This window comes from Cognatishimia coralii (assembly GCF_037478305.1).
GTDB classification, from domain to species: domain Bacteria; phylum Pseudomonadota; class Alphaproteobacteria; order Rhodobacterales; family Rhodobacteraceae; genus Cognatishimia; species Cognatishimia coralii.
This window is the reverse complement of record NZ_JBBGAZ010000005.1, coordinates 1-14097: the sequence shown is the minus strand read 5'-3', so window position 1 is coordinate 14097 and position 14097 is coordinate 1. Positions and strand designations below refer to the sequence as shown.

The window sequence follows — 14097 nt, the reverse complement described above, 5'->3', positions numbered from 1 at the left end:
TTCATGCCCGGTGACGATCTTTCCGGCGCCGGGCCTTTGCCTCAAACCATTCTTCACGCCAGCTGCGTTGCCGCCCATGGCAAGGCCGTTTTGATCCTCGGCGCCTCCGGCGCTGGAAAATCCGCGCTGGCCTTGGACCTCATGAGCCGCGGCGCAGAGTTGGTTGCAGATGATCGTACGCAGTTAACATTACGAGCGGATCGCCTTGAGGCGGACGCAGTGAATACGATCGCCGGCTTCATAGAAGCGCGGGGCGTTGGCATCCTAAGGGCAACGCCCAAAGGGCCCATGCCCCTTGCTTTGGCCATTGATTTAAACAAAGAAGAAACCACGAGACTGCCAAATCACTACACATTTACGCGATTTGGGGTCACAGTACCCTTGTTGTACCGAGTTCCGTATCCACATTTTGCACCTGCAATCCTGCAATTTCTCAAGGCTGGGCGAGGTCATCTATGACCCTGAACTTCACCAAAACTCCGCATCGCGTTGTGCTTGTCACAGGGCCGTCTGGCGCTGGCCGATCCTCTGCGATCAAGGTGCTTGAGGACCTCGGCTTTGAAACCATAGACAATTTGCCGATCCGCTGGGTGACGCCATTACTGGATGGGCAAAAACTTACGCGCCCGCTGGCCCTATGTCTTGATACCCGAAATCGTGATTTCTCGCCTCAAGCGCTTTTGGATTTGCTCGACCAACTCGAGGAACATGACCCAGAGCTCCTTTACCTAGACTGTGCGCGATTTGTATTGCAGCGCCGCTACAGTGAAACCCGACGCCGCCACCCCTTGGCCCCACAAGAAGAAGCAATCGTTGGTATCGACCGGGAATGTGATCTTTTGTCTCCGATCCGGGACCGCGCGGATACACTGATCGACACATCGGAATTGTCAGTTCATGGGTTGCGCGAACGTCTTGAGGCGCGCTTTGCAGCGCATGGCAAGATGCCTTTGGCGGTGACGCTCACCAGTTTCAGCTATAAGCGCGGCTTGCCTCAGGGCGCCGATCTTGTGCATGACTGTCGGTTTCTCAAGAACCCATATTGGGACGAAACCCTGAGGGCACTGAACGGACGCGACTCAGCCGTCGGCGAATATATTTCACAGGATTCTCATTTTGATGAATTCTTTGAGAAACTCACTAACATCACGCTTTTCCTCCTGCCTGCTTATCAAAAAGAGGGAAAAGCCCATCTTTGCATTGCGATCGGGTGTACCGGCGGGCAACACCGTTCGGTTTTTGTGACGGAAAAACTGGCCGAGGCCTTTGCAGACCATAACTGGCAAGTGTCAATTAGGCATCGCGAACTGGATCGGACGCACTCAGCCGACTCCAAGTCCGCAACCGGCCTGTAGCGGAGAAGCAAAAGCGTGATTGGAATAGTCATCGTGGCGCATGGAGGATTGGCGAGAGAGTATCTCGCAGCAATCGAACATGTGGTTGGCCAACAGGCCGGCATCCGCGCGATTACGATTCAGGCCGAGGACGATCGTTCAGCCAAACAGATCGAGATCTGCGATGCGGCGGAGTCCGTGGACGAAGGGCAGGGAGTTGTTCTGGTGACCGACATGTTCGGTGGGTCTCCGAGCAACCTTAGCCTGCAGGCCTGCCGCCCCGTGAACAGGCGCATTCTTTACGGTGCGAATCTGCCTATGTTGATCAAACTGGCCAAATCCCGCCGGTTGCCTCTGGCGGATGCAGTGGACCGTGCTATGGCGGCAGGGCGCAAGTATATTGACAGCAAGAATATGTCAGTTGGCTAAAATAAGCGGCGACTGTAAGGGACAGAATGGCGGACGCAACCTCTCGGACACTGACGATTGTCAACGAAAAGGGCTTGCACGCACGCGCGTCGGCGAAGCTGGTCGAGCTGGTCGAGGGCTTTGATGCTGCGGCCGAAGTCAGTAAAGATGGCTTGAGTGCTGGGGGCGACAGTATTATGGGGCTTCTGATGCTGGCGGCCTCTAAGGGGACCACCATCGACGTGGAAACTAATGGGCCTGAGGCACTCGCCTTGGCAGATGCGATCGAAGCCTTGGTCGCGGACAAATTCGGAGAAGGGTTCTAGGGGCCAATAGGCCGCGGGATCTGTGTGGGGACGGACGCTTGCTGGATAAGACCTCTGAGATCAAAGTCGCATCGGACGACAATACCATCGAGGTCTATGACCGTCGCACGCTGACCTATGCGAACTCTTTTGACGATCCGTGGACCTCCACAGCGATCCGCGTGATTGAGTGGTTCACGGGCAAAATCACCATCCTGCGCATGGTGCGCCGCTTTGAGCGTCAAAACGGCAATCACCGTGGGCAAAGGTTCTGGAAGGGTGCTCTTGATGTGATGGGCATCGACCTGACCACGCCTAATGAACAACTGGCGAATATCCCCAAAGAAGGCCCCGTTGTCGTGGTTGCGAACCACCCACATGGCATGGTTGACGGGATGATCCTGGCCGAATTGATCGGTCGCGTGCGCGAAGATTACCGCATCCTGACTCGCTCAGTTTTGACTGGTCTGGACGAAACCGCGACCTCCTTCATGATCCCGGTGCCTTTTCCTCATGATCCGGAAGCGCAACGCAAGATGGTTGAAATGCGCGCGGCGGCTATGGCTTACCTCAAGGACGGAGGTGTCGTGGCCCTGTTCCCGTCGGGTGTAGTTTCGTCGTCAGACACTGCCTTTGGGCCTGTCATTGAACGCGAGTGGAATGTCTTTACCGCTCAGCTCATTCGCCGTTCTGGTGCACGGGTTGTGCCGATCTTCTTCCCCGGTGCCAATTCGCGTTGGTATCAGGTCGCCAATCGGGTCTCTGCGATCCTGCGTCAGGGTCTCTTGCTTCATGAGATCGTAAAAGCCTGTAATAAGCCACAAAGCCCGGTCATCGGTCCCGTTCTGACAGATGAGGAAATGGAGCCGCTCCACAGCAACCCGCGCGGTTTCATGAGCTGGCTGCGCGACCATACGCTTGGCCTCGGTAAATAAGCCGTTTCATCTTGCTTTAAGTACTCTTGGGGTGAGACCCGACCTGCGAAAGCTCGAGGAGCTTTTGAGGGTCGAACGGGCGGAGCCCAGGCCTCAGGCCAAGGGGGCAATGCCCCTCTTAGCGTGTCGGAACCGGAACCTCGCCACGGTAGTCATAGAACCCGCGCTTGGATTTACGACCCAACCACCCGGCTTCAACGTATTTCGTCAACAGAGGGCAAGGGCGGTATTTAGTGTCGGCCAATCCGTCGTGAAGCACGTTCATGATCGCAAGGCAGGTGTCCAGGCCAATGAAATCCGCCAGTTCCAGCGGTCCCATCGGGTGGTTCGCACCCAGCTTCATCGCCGCATCAATGGAGGCCACATTGCCCACGCCTTCATAAAGCGTATAGCAGGCCTCATTGATCATCGGGATCAGGATACGGTTCACGATAAAGGCCGGGAAATCCTCGGCTGAGGCGGCGGTTTTATCAAGCGCATTCACAATGCCCAGACAGGTCTGATAAGTCGCATCATCGGTCGCAATCCCTCGGATCAGCTCGACGAGCTTCATCAAAGGCACCGGGTTCATGAAGTGGAACCCCATGAACTTCTCGGGCCGGTCCGTGCGGCTTGCCAGACGGGTGATCGAAATCGAAGAGGTGTTTGAGGTCAGGATCGTGTCGGGCTTCAGATGCGGAACCAGCCCCTCAAAGATCTTGTATTTGATCTCTTCGTTTTCGGTGGCCGCTTCGATGACCAGATCGGTCTGGCCAACTTCGACCACGTCCTGAGACGACTTGATGCGGCGAAGTGCATTTTGCATGTCGTCCGCGGAAATCAAATCACGGCTCACCTGCCGCGCCATGTTCTTGTCGATGCGTGCAATCGCAGCCTCAAGAGCCTCGGCAGAGATATCATTCAGCACGACATCATAGCCCGCCAGGGCCATCACATGCGCGATCCCGTTGCCCATCTGACCTGCGCCAATGATGCCGACTGATGTCACACTCATGCTGGAATACCCCTTCGCCTGTGAGGCGACTTTACGCATAGGCAAGAGCTGGCTGCAAGGGGCGGAGATGTCAAAAAACCGAGTCGAATTGTCCCCTTAGCAAATTGCTAACAGGAATCACGCAGAGTGACCGATGGGTGATAAATTGGGGGTAATATGTCGTTTCATCATTCGGTTCAAAGATCGTTAAACTATGATCCCGTGCGCTACGGGACGTCTCGCATTTCGTTTAGGGGGCCAAAGAAGGACCTATCAGGGCGCTATGTGGCCTTTTTGGGGGGCTCGGAAACCTATGGCAAATTCATTCAAGATCCCTTTCCCGATCTTGTCGAACGTGCCTTGGGTATGACCTGTGTCAATCTTGGCTATATGAACGCTGGCGTGGATGCCTTTATCCACGAGGCCGAAGTGCTGTCCCTCGCTGCTGGTGCCGAAATCACCGTCATTCAACTGATGGGCGCACAGAATATGTCCAATCGGCTTTATCGCGTGCATCCGCGCCGCAATGACCGGTTCCTGACCGCGTCTTCGATGATGAAATCCGTCTTCCGCGAGGTGGATTTCACCGAATACAACTTCACGCGCCATATGCTGCAGGATATCGCGGCACAGGCCAGCGACCGGTTTTCCTTTGTCACCGGAGAACTGCGCACCGCCTGGAGCGCGCGCATGTTGCAATTGCTTGACGCATTGCCGGGCAAGAAAGTCCTCTTATGGTTTTCAGACCATCGCCCTCCAAAAGAGTCCCAGATCTTACCGGGCAAAGACCCATGGTTTGTGGACAAGGGCATGATCGACCGGTTGCGAGATCATGTGGATGGGATCGTCGAAGTGCGCGTCACAAAGAAAGCACTGGAACAGGGTTGCAAAGGCAAACATTTCAGCCCGGTGGAATGGCCGGCCGCCCAGCACATGTTCGGCCCTATGGCGCATGCCGAGGCGGCCAAGGCCTTAGTAGAAACTTTGAAACCCATGATCGCAAAAAAGAACAGGCCCCACTGAGGGGGCCTGCCAAATCGTGATTTGCGAGATCGCTTAGCCGAGTTTCTCGGTCAGCTCTGGGACCGCTGCAAAGAGGTCAGCCACCAGACCGAAATCAGCCACCTGGAAGATCGGGGCTTCTTCGTCTTTGTTGATCGCAACGATGATCTTAGAGTCTTTCATACCCGCAAGGTGCTGGATCGCGCCCGAGATGCCGACAGCGACATAAAGCTCAGGAGCAACAACCTTACCAGTTTGACCAACTTGCCAGTCGTTTGGCGCAAAGCCAGAGTCAACTGCGGCACGGGACGCACCAACAGCAGCACCCAGCTTGTCAGCCAGCGCTTCGATGATGGCGAAGTCTTCCTCAGAGCCAACACCACGACCACCGGAGACGACAACGCCAGCAGAGGTCAGCTCTGGGCGGTCGCTTTCGGCAACCTTGTCTTCAACCCACTCAGACAGACCTGGGTTTTCAGCAGCAGCCAGCGCCTCAACACCAGCAGAGCCACCTTCGCCAGCTGCGTCAAAGGACGCGGTACGGACGGTGAAGACTTTGGTCGCGTCAGAGGATTTGACGGTCTGAATCGCGTTGCCCGCGTAGATCGGACGCTCGAATGTGTCGCCGTCGACAACCGCGGTCACATCAGAGATCACCATGACGTCGAGCAGAGCTGCGACGCGTGGCAGGATGTTTTTGGCGGATGCGGTCGCTGGCGCTGCGATGTGGCTGTAGTCACCTGCGATAGAGGTGATCAGCGCTGCGATTGGTTCCGCCAGACCGTTGCCATAAGAGGCGTCGTCTGCGCAAAGAACTTTCGCAACACCGTCGATTTTGCCAGCCGCTTCGGCTGCGCCACCGCAGGATGCGCCTGCGCAAAGAACGGTAACATCGCCCAACGACGCCGCTGCTGCGACGGCTTTGGCGGTTGCGTCAACGGCCAGTTCGCCGCCTGCGATTTCAGCAAGTACAAGAACAGCCATTATACAGCTCCCGCCTCTTTGAGTTTCTCAACCAGCTCATCAACAGAGCCAACGATGATACCAGCAGAACGCGCTTCTGGCTCGGAGGTTTTGACGATTTCCAAACGTGGGGTCACGTCAACGCCGTAGTCCGCTGCGGTTTTCTCATCCAGAGGCTTTTTCTTGGCCTTCATGATGTTTGGCAGAGACGCGTAACGAGGTTCGTTCAGACGCAGGTCAGCGGTGACAATCGCAGGCATTTTCACAGAGATGGTCTGCAGGCCGCCGTCGATTTCACGGGTCACTTTCGCGCTGTCGCCGTCGATGTCCAGCTCGGACGCAAAAGTCGCTTGGGACCAACCCAGCAGAGCAGACAGCATCTGGCCGGTTGCGTTCATGTCGTTGTCGATGGCTTGCTTGCCGGCGATGACCAGACCAGGCTGCTCTTCTTCGACAACTTTTGCGAGGATCTTGGCAACGGCCAGAGGCTCGATGTCTTGGTGTACGTCGTCCGCCGCCACAACCAGGATCGCGCGGTCAGCGCCCATTGCGAGGGCGGTGCGCAGGGTTTCCTGAGCTTGTTTCACACCGATGGACACGGCCACGACTTCGTCTGCCTTGCCTGCTTCTTTCAGACGGATCGCCTCTTCGACGGCAATCTCGTCGAAAGGGTTCATCGACATCTTAACGTTGGCGAGATCTACACCGCTGCCGTCCGCTTTGACGCGCACTTTCACGTTATAGTCGATCACGCGCTTGACAGGTACGAGGACCTTCATGGGCGATTTACTCCTTAGGTTAACGAGCCAAAAAGACTCGCGGAAAACTCTTTCTCGGCGGTTTTACTCAAATGCTGCACCGCAAAACAGTGCAAAATCGTCATGTTTGTATTCCGGAACGTCGCGTTCTTAGGAATCTCTGCGCTAAAGGGGCAAGAATTTCCTAAAGGAACCTGACCTTTGGTCAGCTCTCGCGTGTGGCGCCAGGCACCCACAAAACATCGTCTTTTCCGTTATTATTTGCGACGCGGGCGGCCACGAAGAACCAATCAGACAGGCGATTGAGATAGGTCACCGCATGAGTGTTTACATCGCTTTCAAGCGCGAGTTCTGTTGCCAAACGCTCGGCACGGCGCGCGACGGTGCGGCAGACGTGCAAATAGGCCGCCAGCGGGGATCCACCGGGCAGGATGAAGCTGCGCAGGGTCTCAAGATCGGCATTCATCTCGTCGATCTCGGCCTCTAGGCGTTTCACTTGAGCCTCGATCATGCGCAGGGGTGGGTATTCTGCCTCGGCGTCTTTGGCCATGTCCGGGCGGCAAAGGTCTGCGCCCAGATCAAAGAGGTCGTTTTGGATCAGGGACAGCCGCTTATCCATGTCGCCTTCGGCATGCAGCCGCGCGACCCCAACATGCGAGTTTAGCTCATCGCTCGTGCCATAGGCCGAGACGCGCGCATCATGTTTGGCGACGCGATCACCATTGCCAAGCGCTGTGGTGCCTTTGTCGCCAGTACGCGTGTAGATTTTGCTAAGAACAACCATCAGCGACCTCCTCCGAACCAGACAAACACAAGGATCAGGATCACTGCTACGAACTGCGCGGCAATTCGCAAACGCATCAGTTTGTTGGCATATTTGCGGTTGAAGTCACCGCCGCGGGCGAAGCCTCCGACGCCGATCATAAGGACGATCAGCACCGCAAAACAAGCGATGGCCGCGATGATAAAAAGAGGGTCTTGCAGCATTTATGCGCTCCTGTTCGGGCGGGTTTCCCCTTACTTAGAGTGTGGCGCGTAATTTGCGAGGGTTTTCTGTGTCACACCCTGCGGATGATGTTGTCCAATGCGCGCGTTGGCAGAATGCGTCGCAGGACCCCCATGAAATAGGTCGGCGTGGTCACATAGTAGCGTGGCTTCGGATTCTTTGCGGTCACCGCACGCAAGAGTTTCGCGGTGACGGCCGAGGCTGGCAGCTCGAACATGTCCTTGCCGCGATCCTCATAAAGTCGCTTCAGCAGGCCGCGACGGTAATGTTCGGCGCGTGCAGAGCCCTCCCAGTTGATCCATTTCTCAAAATGCGGGATCGAGTTGACACGGATTTTTGACGTCACGGGGCCAGGTTCGATTAGGATGAAATGGATCGGCGTGTCGCGCATTTCTAAACGCATCACATCGGTTAGACCCTCTAGGGCAAACTTAGACGACACATAGGCCCCACGCCAGCGCGCGGCGACCAATCCTAGGACCGAGGAGTTGTTCACAATGCGCCCATGGCCTTGCGCGCGCATGACGGGGATGACCTGTCGCGTCAATTCGTGCCAGCCGATGACATTGGCCTGGTAGATGGCACGCAAGGCACCCGAGGGCAGGTCTTCGACCGCGCCTGGAACCGCATATGCGCCGTTGTTGAAGAGGGCGTCCAAGGTGCCGCCGGTTGCGGCGAGGACCTCGGCAAGGCCTGCGGTGATTGTGGCTTCGTCTTCGTAGTCAATCAACGGGCTTTCAAAGCCTTCGGCTTGCAAGGCCGCGCAGTCCTCTGGTTTGCGACAGCTGGCAAAAACGCGCCAGCCCGCGTCGCGCATGCCACGCGCCGCGTCAGCGCCGATTCCAGATGAACAGCCTGTTATCAATATAGATTTCTGCGCCATGTGCCCCTCCGCTCGCTTGAGGTTTTATGCAAGCAAGCTGGAGCCTTCGCAATGACTAGCTGGTGAACGCAGAAAGGAACCGTCTTTTGACCCACCCAACACGGCCAGAATCTAAAGACCGGAGTTTCACCCACCCGCGCACCGAGCCGTCGAGCAACTTAACGCGTGTGTCCACCGCAAGATTGTCTACCACGACAAACTCAGTTCCAGGACCCGTGCGCATGTTCACGTTGTCGGCTTTGATGCGACGAATTTCCGGTGACGGTTCAGCCGTGGAGAGGCTAAACACCAATTTCCGGTCATTGGGAACATCTGTCGCAGACATGGTGTAGGTGGTGATGCCGCGTCCTGGAACAGTTTCATCTGCGATCACCATGCGGGTCACGATCAATCCTGTTTCAGAAGTTTCCGACCTGTTTTCCCGCAGGCTTGCCGTGGGCTGTTCGAGGCGTCTTGTAGAGCTGGATGGAACAGCGCTTTCGGTCGCCGCAATCGCTGCGGAGATGCGTGGCTGAAAATCTGGACCACCACTTACTTCATAAAATGCCCACCCAAGAAAGGCGAAACTTAAAAAAATGAAACGGCTCACGCTCGTTACTCCACGCAGTTCAGCCCCCACCAATTGGCCTTACTGACTGCTCGAGAATACAGCGCATTGTCCCCGGGTTTCCCCGATGCGAGCGACCGTTCTTTTAGACGTTTTCCGCGTGATGCAGAAAAAAGGGCTATGTTGACCACAGCTCGCTTGTCGCGATTCCATCCTCACTATATCACGGTGACATGAGTGAAATCCTAGACGACGACGAATTCGAATCCTACGAAGTTGCAGAACCGCTACACCGGGCCATTGGCGATCGGTATCTGACCTATGCGCTCAGCACGATTATGCACCGGGCGCTGCCTGATGCACGGGACGGGCTGAAACCGGTGCATCGGCGGATCCTCTATGCGATGAACCGCCTGAAGCTGGCCTCAAACGGTAAGTTTCTGAAGTCGGCTAAGATTTCAGGCGACACCATGGGGGATTTCCACCCGCATGGGGACGCTGCGATCTATGACGCGATGGCGCGTTTGGCGCAGGATTTCGCGGTGCGTTATCCACTGGTCGATGGGCAGGGCAACTTCGGCAACATTGACGGAGACAACCCGGCGGCCTCGCGCTACACCGAGGCACGGATGACCTTTGTCGCTGAGGCGATGCTGCAGGGCCTCGATGAAAACGCCGTTGATTTCCGTGACAATTACGATGGGCGTCTTACGGAACCGGTGGTTCTTCCGGCGGAATTCCCGAGCCTCTTGGCCAATGGCGCTGCGGGCATTGCCGTGGGCATGGCGACAAACATCCCGCCTCACAATATTGCGGAACTAGTGGATGCCTGTATCCACCTGATCAAAACACCCGATGCGCGTGATGACACGCTTTTGAACTACGTACCGGGACCAGACTTCCCAACCGGCGGCGTCATTGTCGAGCCTAAGGAAAGCATCGCGAATGCTTACTCCACCGGGCGCGGGTCCTTCCGCTTGCGCTGTAAGTGGGAGGTCGAGGATCTGGGGCGCGGTCAATGGCAAGTCGTTGTCACTGAGATCCCTTATCAGGTTCAAAAATCCAAACTGATCGAAAAGATCGCCGAGCTGATCCAGAACAAGAAGGTTCCGATCCTTGCCGATATCCGCGATGAATCCGCGGACGATATTCGCGTGATCCTTGAGCCGAAATCTAAGAACGTCGAGCCCGATATCCTGATGGGCACGATGTTCAAACACAGCGATCTTGAGGTGCGCTTTAGCCTCAATATGAACGTATTGATTGACGGGGTGACGCCGAAGGTCTGCTCGATGAAGGAAGTGCTGCGCGCCTTCCTTGATCACCGGCGCGAAGTGCTTGGGCGGCGCTCAAAGCACCGTATGGAGAAGATCGATCACCGTCTTGAGGTGCTCGAAGGTTTCATCATTGCCTTCCTCAATCTGGACCGTGTGATCGACATCATTCGCTATGACGACAAACCCAAAGAGGCCTTGATGGCTGAAACCTGGGGTGGCGCTTTTGCGCGGGCGACGTCTGAGGCGGATTACGTCTCGCCTTTGCCTGCCAAAGATGAGGGAGAGCTGAGCGAGGTTCAGGCCGAAGCGATCCTGAATATGCGCCTGCGCAGCTTGCGCCGGTTGGAAGAGATCGAACTGGTCAAGGAACGCGACGCCTTGATGGAGGAGCGTGCGGGACTAGAGGATCTGTTGGCCTCTGAGGACCTGCAATGGGGCCGCATCACGGAACAGCTGCGCGAGACCAAGAAGAAATTCGGCAAGGATTTCGATGGCGGTGCGCGTCGTACGGCCTTTGCCGAGGCTGGTGATTTCGAAGAAGTGCCGATCGAAGCCATGATCGACAAAGAGCCGATCACTGTGGTTTGCAGCCAAATGGGCTGGATCCGCGCCATGTCAGGCCACATCGACCTGACCCGAGAGCTCAAGTTCAAGGATGGCGACGGACCAAAATTCATCTTCCACGCGGAAACCACGGATCGGCTGTTGGTCTTTGGCACCAACGGGCGCTTCTATACCGTGTCCGCGGCGAACCTGCCCGGAGGACGCGGGATGGGGGAACCTCTGCGCCTGATGGTCGATCTGCCAAATGAGGCCGATATCGTTGATATCTTTGCGCATCAGCCAGATCGGAAGCTGCTGGTGGCGTCCTCTGCAGGCGATGGGTTTGTGGTCGAGGAAAACGAGATCCTCGCGCAAACGCGGACGGGTAAACAGGTTCTGAACGTACGGGCTCCGTCGCAGGCATTGGTGTGTAAGCCCGTCGACGGGGACTCTGTTGCCTGTGTCGGTGAAAACCGCAAAGTCTTGGTGTTTGATCTGGATGAATTGCCCGTCATGGCGCGCGGTAAGGGCGTTCGGTTGCAGAAATACAAAGATGGCGGTTTGTCGGATGCAGCGACCTTTACGCGGTCTGAGGGGCTAAGCTGGAAGGATCCAGCCGGTCGCACGCGGACCGAAGTCGAACTGGCTGAGTGGACGGGTAAACGCGCTGGCACGGGCCGTATGGCACCTCGGGGATTCCCGCGGGATAACAAGTTCAATTGATGGACGTGGCGGTTGAGGCGGGCTGAAGCCCGCCCTACGGGTTTTTGTATCGAGGGTAGGGCGGGCTTCAGCCCGCCTTATCCGCCTCAACTTCCTCCACATTCAACCACACACCCCCCTCCGGGCGTAGGGTCAGGATCATGACAGGTTCTGGGTCTTTGCCCTCGATTGGAGTGAACTTGAACCGCGCCAAGAGGGTTGCCAATATTATCACCGCCTCTTGCAAGGCAAAGCTTGCACCAATGCAAATGCGTGGGCCGTCGCCAAAAGGCAAATAGGCGTAACGGTCTGGTTTCTCTCCCATAAATCGATCAGGACGGAAAGCGTCAGGCTCGTCCCAAAGCATCTCATGGCGATGCAACGCATAGATCGGGATCATGACAGTATCCCCGGGCAAAATCTCCCGTCCGCATAGTGTGTCCTTGGCCTGAGCCGTACGACTGACGATGCCAGCAGGGGGATAGAGGCGCAGGGTCTCATCTATGATGGCGCGGATGAATGGTAGCTCCGCGACGTCCTCTCCGGTCGCTGAGCCGTTCAGGACAGACTGCGCCTCAGCACGGGCGCGATCCTGAACGTCCTGATCAAAGGCGCAGAGATAGAGCGCCCAACTGAGTGCTAGTGCCGTGGTTTCGTGACCCGCCACGATAAAGGTCAACAGATTGTCGCGCAGCTCGGCGATGTTCATTGAGCGTTTGGTCTCGGGGTCCTCGCCTGCGAGCAGAAGGTCTAAGAGGTCAGGAATGTCTCCTTGCCCCTGTTCGCGTCGCGCCTCGATTGAGTCATCGGCGATCTGTTTCATCTCGCGCAGCGCCGCGCCCGACATTAGCCGACCGGGACGAGGCACCCAATTGGGAAAGCCGAGAATGTCAAACAGCGAGACCTTTCCGGCCTCGGCAATATAAGCATCAATCGCGCGGTGCACGTTTTGGGAATCGATATCGCTTTTGCCGGAGAATGTGACGTCGGACGTCACGTCGAAGGTCGCCCGCACCATCTCGGTATAGAGGTTCACCGCTTTGGGTTTCTGCGCCTCGATCCGCGCGCATGCGTTTTCTGCGGCCCGGGTCATGATGGGCGCAAGGTTCATAACATTTCGGTGCGAAAACACCGGAGCGGCAGCTCGCCGTTGCCAACGCCAATGGGCGCCCTCAGCAATGAACAGGCTTTCTCCGATGGCAGGGCGGAGCAAAGATTTGGTCGTGTTGGATTTCGGGTAATCCTCAAGCCGCTCAAGCAACATCTGCCGGATCGCATCCGGATCCATCACCATATGCCATCGAATGCCCGTGCGCCCAGAGACCATCGGCTGCTTCACGGCGAGCCATGGCAAGATGCTCAGCACATTGCGCCGCGCCGCTTGCAAAGAGGCCCATACGCCCATCGGTTCGCGACCTAAGTCGATGTGAACGGGCAGCTTTTCTGACGAGGCTTTGGCTGTCACCACGGGTCTCCACTTGGTTTGGCTAGAAACAATCTATGTCGAAAATTGGGTTTTGACAGCGGAACCTTGCTTAATCAGCCCTGTAGATTGTCGAAATGCGGGCGATCGGCTAAGTCAGTTAACCAAACAACGGGGAAAAACCATGAAACGCTGGATCGCCCTTGCGGCTTTGGTAGGCTTGGTCGCTGCATGTTCGCAGCCCGAGGAAACGGCTGAACGTTTGGATCTTGGCGACTTTGTGCTCGGTCACAATGTCGTTGTCGCGCCTGATTTGCAAAAGGGGCCGACGTCTCGAAATGCCGAACCCGAAGAATTGATTGCCGCGGTGCAAGGGGCCGTTGCGGCTCGGCTCGGGAAATACGATGGGGACCGCTTGGTGCATCTTGGCATCAACATTGGCGGCTATGCATTGGGGCGGCGCGGTATTCCTCTGATTTACACACCGAAATCTGCCTTCGTTGTCACTGTCACCGTCTGGGATGATCGCGCTGGCGAGAAATTCACCAAAGAACCCAAGCAATTGCTGATCTTTGAGAATTTCGGCGACGGGGCCGTGATTGGCACCGGTTACACCCGCTCTCGGGATCAACAAATCGCGACGCTGGCCAACAATACTGCCCGCAAAATCGAGGCCTATTTGGCGGAGAATGCGATCTGTATGACCGACGACGCGACCGAAGAGCAACTTGCCGAGTGCTGGCCTTTGGATGAGGCGAACTGAGTCGCACTGATCCCGCCTCAAAGCGCAATAAAATGCGCCATTTCAAGCGCCCCAAAACTGGCGCTTGATTTTTCTTCCTGAACCCAATACATCGCGCCCGAAGAGTAATTGGGCCAATGAGAGGCCCCCAAACACAGAAGGCGCCTCTATTATGGCAAAGGAAAAGTTTGAACGTTCCAAACCGCACTGCAACATCGGCACCATCGGCCACGTTGACCACGGTAAAACCACTCTGACCGCAGCGATCACCAAGCAATTCGGTGACTTCAAAGCGT

At 56.5% G+C, this 14097-nt stretch carries 17 protein-coding genes; 9 read left to right on the top strand and 8 right to left on the bottom strand.

Annotation, left to right across the window (positions count from 1 at the left end; translation table 11 throughout):
• Positions 1-3 precede the first annotated feature (3 nt).
• The 5 genes from WG622_RS10295 to WG622_RS10275 are packed head-to-tail and all read left to right on the top strand — an operon-like array spanning position 4 to position 2982.
• On the top strand, positions 4-459 hold the full coding sequence (locus WG622_RS10295) for an HPr kinase/phosphorylase (protein WP_339403499.1): 456 nt from the start codon (positions 4-6) through the stop codon (positions 457-459).
• A complete protein-coding gene (gene rapZ, locus WG622_RS10290; RefSeq protein ID WP_339403498.1) occupies positions 456-1355 on the top strand; it encodes an RNase adapter RapZ in 900 nt (299 codons plus the stop codon). The genes WG622_RS10295 and rapZ overlap by 4 nt, the downstream gene beginning before the upstream one ends.
• Positions 1356-1370: 15 nt before the next feature.
• Positions 1371-1763, top strand: a complete 393-nt coding sequence (locus WG622_RS10285; RefSeq protein ID WP_339403497.1) for a PTS sugar transporter subunit IIA — start codon at positions 1371-1373, stop codon at positions 1761-1763.
• Positions 1764-1789: 26 nt separating this feature from the next.
• Positions 1790-2068: an HPr family phosphocarrier protein gene (locus tag WG622_RS10280; RefSeq protein WP_209355341.1), complete on the top strand. Its 279-nt coding sequence runs from the start codon at positions 1790-1792 to the stop codon at positions 2066-2068.
• A gap of 38 nt (positions 2069-2106) precedes the next feature.
• Complete coding sequence (locus WG622_RS10275) at positions 2107-2982, top strand: lysophospholipid acyltransferase family protein (protein WP_209355342.1); 876 nt, start codon at positions 2107-2109, stop codon at positions 2980-2982.
• Between the two features lie 118 nt (positions 2983-3100).
• Here the strand turns inward: WG622_RS10275 and WG622_RS10270 are convergent, their stop codons facing one another.
• Positions 3101-3976, bottom strand: coding sequence for a 3-hydroxybutyryl-CoA dehydrogenase (locus WG622_RS10270; RefSeq protein ID WP_339403496.1), 876 nt, complete (start codon positions 3974-3976; stop codon positions 3101-3103).
• A gap of 156 nt (positions 3977-4132) precedes the next feature.
• Here WG622_RS10270 and WG622_RS10265 point away from each other — a divergent pair, with 156 nt between their 5' ends.
• Positions 4133-4978 carry a DUF6473 family protein gene (locus WG622_RS10265; RefSeq protein ID WP_339403495.1) on the top strand — a complete coding sequence of 282 codons (846 nt, stop codon included), beginning with the start codon at positions 4133-4135 and terminating at the stop codon, positions 4976-4978.
• Positions 4979-5011: 33 nt separating this feature from the next.
• Here WG622_RS10265 and WG622_RS10260 read toward each other — a convergent pair whose 3' ends face one another.
• The 6 genes from WG622_RS10260 to WG622_RS10235 all read right to left on the bottom strand — a co-directional run bounded on the left by WG622_RS10260 (position 5012) and on the right by WG622_RS10235 (position 9156).
• A complete protein-coding gene (locus WG622_RS10260; RefSeq protein ID WP_339403494.1) occupies positions 5012-5941 on the bottom strand; it encodes an electron transfer flavoprotein subunit alpha/FixB family protein in 930 nt (309 codons plus the stop codon).
• Entirely contained in the window at positions 5941-6699 is a 759-nt protein-coding gene (locus WG622_RS10255) for an electron transfer flavoprotein subunit beta/FixA family protein (RefSeq protein WP_209355346.1), read from the bottom strand. The genes WG622_RS10260 and WG622_RS10255 overlap by 1 nt, the downstream gene beginning before the upstream one ends.
• Positions 6700-6883: 184 nt before the next feature.
• A complete protein-coding gene (locus WG622_RS10250; protein WP_339403493.1) occupies positions 6884-7462 on the bottom strand; it encodes a cob(I)yrinic acid a,c-diamide adenosyltransferase in 579 nt (192 codons plus the stop codon).
• A complete protein-coding gene (locus tag WG622_RS10245) occupies positions 7462-7665 on the bottom strand; it encodes a twin transmembrane helix small protein (RefSeq protein ID WP_209355348.1) in 204 nt (67 codons plus the stop codon). The genes WG622_RS10250 and WG622_RS10245 overlap by 1 nt, the downstream gene beginning before the upstream one ends.
• 71 nt (positions 7666-7736) lie before the next feature.
• A complete protein-coding gene (locus tag WG622_RS10240) occupies positions 7737-8567 on the bottom strand; it encodes an SDR family NAD(P)-dependent oxidoreductase (RefSeq protein ID WP_339403492.1) in 831 nt (276 codons plus the stop codon).
• Positions 8568-8622: 55 nt separating this feature from the next.
• On the bottom strand, positions 8623-9156 hold the full coding sequence (locus WG622_RS10235; protein ID WP_339403490.1) for an SH3 domain-containing protein: 534 nt from the start codon (positions 9154-9156) through the stop codon (positions 8623-8625).
• A gap of 191 nt (positions 9157-9347) precedes the next feature.
• On the opposite strand from WG622_RS10235, the gene WG622_RS10230 reads away from it, so the two are divergent.
• On the top strand, positions 9348-11657 hold the full coding sequence (locus WG622_RS10230) for a DNA topoisomerase IV subunit A (protein ID WP_339403489.1): 2310 nt from the start codon (positions 9348-9350) through the stop codon (positions 11655-11657).
• A gap of 67 nt (positions 11658-11724) precedes the next feature.
• Here the strand turns inward: WG622_RS10230 and WG622_RS10225 are convergent, their stop codons facing one another.
• A complete protein-coding gene (locus WG622_RS10225) occupies positions 11725-13041 on the bottom strand; it encodes a cytochrome P450 (RefSeq protein WP_339403712.1) in 1317 nt (438 codons plus the stop codon).
• Between the two features lie 202 nt (positions 13042-13243).
• Here WG622_RS10225 and WG622_RS10220 point away from each other — a divergent pair, with 202 nt between their 5' ends.
• A complete protein-coding gene (locus WG622_RS10220) occupies positions 13244-13822 on the top strand; it encodes an HIT family protein (RefSeq protein ID WP_339403488.1) in 579 nt (192 codons plus the stop codon).
• 151 nt (positions 13823-13973) lie between these two features.
• On the top strand, positions 13974-14097 hold a 124-nt coding region (locus tag WG622_RS10215; RefSeq protein ID WP_231704078.1), incomplete at its 3' end, for a GTP-binding protein.

Excerpts from the sequence above, each read along its gene's own strand:
- WG622_RS10295 (WP_339403499.1), top strand. The coding sequence starts at position 4 with ATGCCCGGTGACGATCTTTCCGGCGCCGGGCCTTTGCCTCAAACCATT.
- WG622_RS10245 (WP_209355348.1), bottom strand. The coding sequence starts at position 7,665 with ATGCTGCAAGACCCTCTTTTTATCATCGCGGCCATCGCTTGTTTTGCG.
- WG622_RS10225 (WP_339403712.1), bottom strand. The coding sequence starts at position 13,041 with ATGGGCGTATGGGCCTCTTTGCAAGCGGCGCGGCGCAATGTGCTGAGC.
- WG622_RS10265 (WP_339403495.1), top strand. The coding sequence starts at position 4,133 with ATGTCGTTTCATCATTCGGTTCAAAGATCGTTAAACTATGATCCCGTG.
- WG622_RS10250 (WP_339403493.1), bottom strand. The coding sequence starts at position 7,462 with ATGGTTGTTCTTAGCAAAATCTACACGCGTACTGGCGACAAAGGCACC.
- WG622_RS10230 (WP_339403489.1), top strand. The coding sequence starts at position 9,348 with ATGAGTGAAATCCTAGACGACGACGAATTCGAATCCTACGAAGTTGCA.
- rapZ (WP_339403498.1), top strand. The coding sequence starts at position 456 with ATGACCCTGAACTTCACCAAAACTCCGCATCGCGTTGTGCTTGTCACA.
- WG622_RS10255 (WP_209355346.1), bottom strand. The coding sequence starts at position 6,699 with ATGAAGGTCCTCGTACCTGTCAAGCGCGTGATCGACTATAACGTGAAA.
- WG622_RS10270 (WP_339403496.1), bottom strand. The coding sequence starts at position 3,976 with ATGAGTGTGACATCAGTCGGCATCATTGGCGCAGGTCAGATGGGCAAC.
- WG622_RS10260 (WP_339403494.1), bottom strand. The coding sequence starts at position 5,941 with ATGGCTGTTCTTGTACTTGCTGAAATCGCAGGCGGCGAACTGGCCGTT.
- WG622_RS10280 (WP_209355341.1), top strand. The coding sequence starts at position 1,790 with ATGGCGGACGCAACCTCTCGGACACTGACGATTGTCAACGAAAAGGGC.
- WG622_RS10220 (WP_339403488.1), top strand. The coding sequence starts at position 13,244 with ATGAAACGCTGGATCGCCCTTGCGGCTTTGGTAGGCTTGGTCGCTGCA.
- WG622_RS10240 (WP_339403492.1), bottom strand. The coding sequence starts at position 8,567 with ATGGCGCAGAAATCTATATTGATAACAGGCTGTTCATCTGGAATCGGC.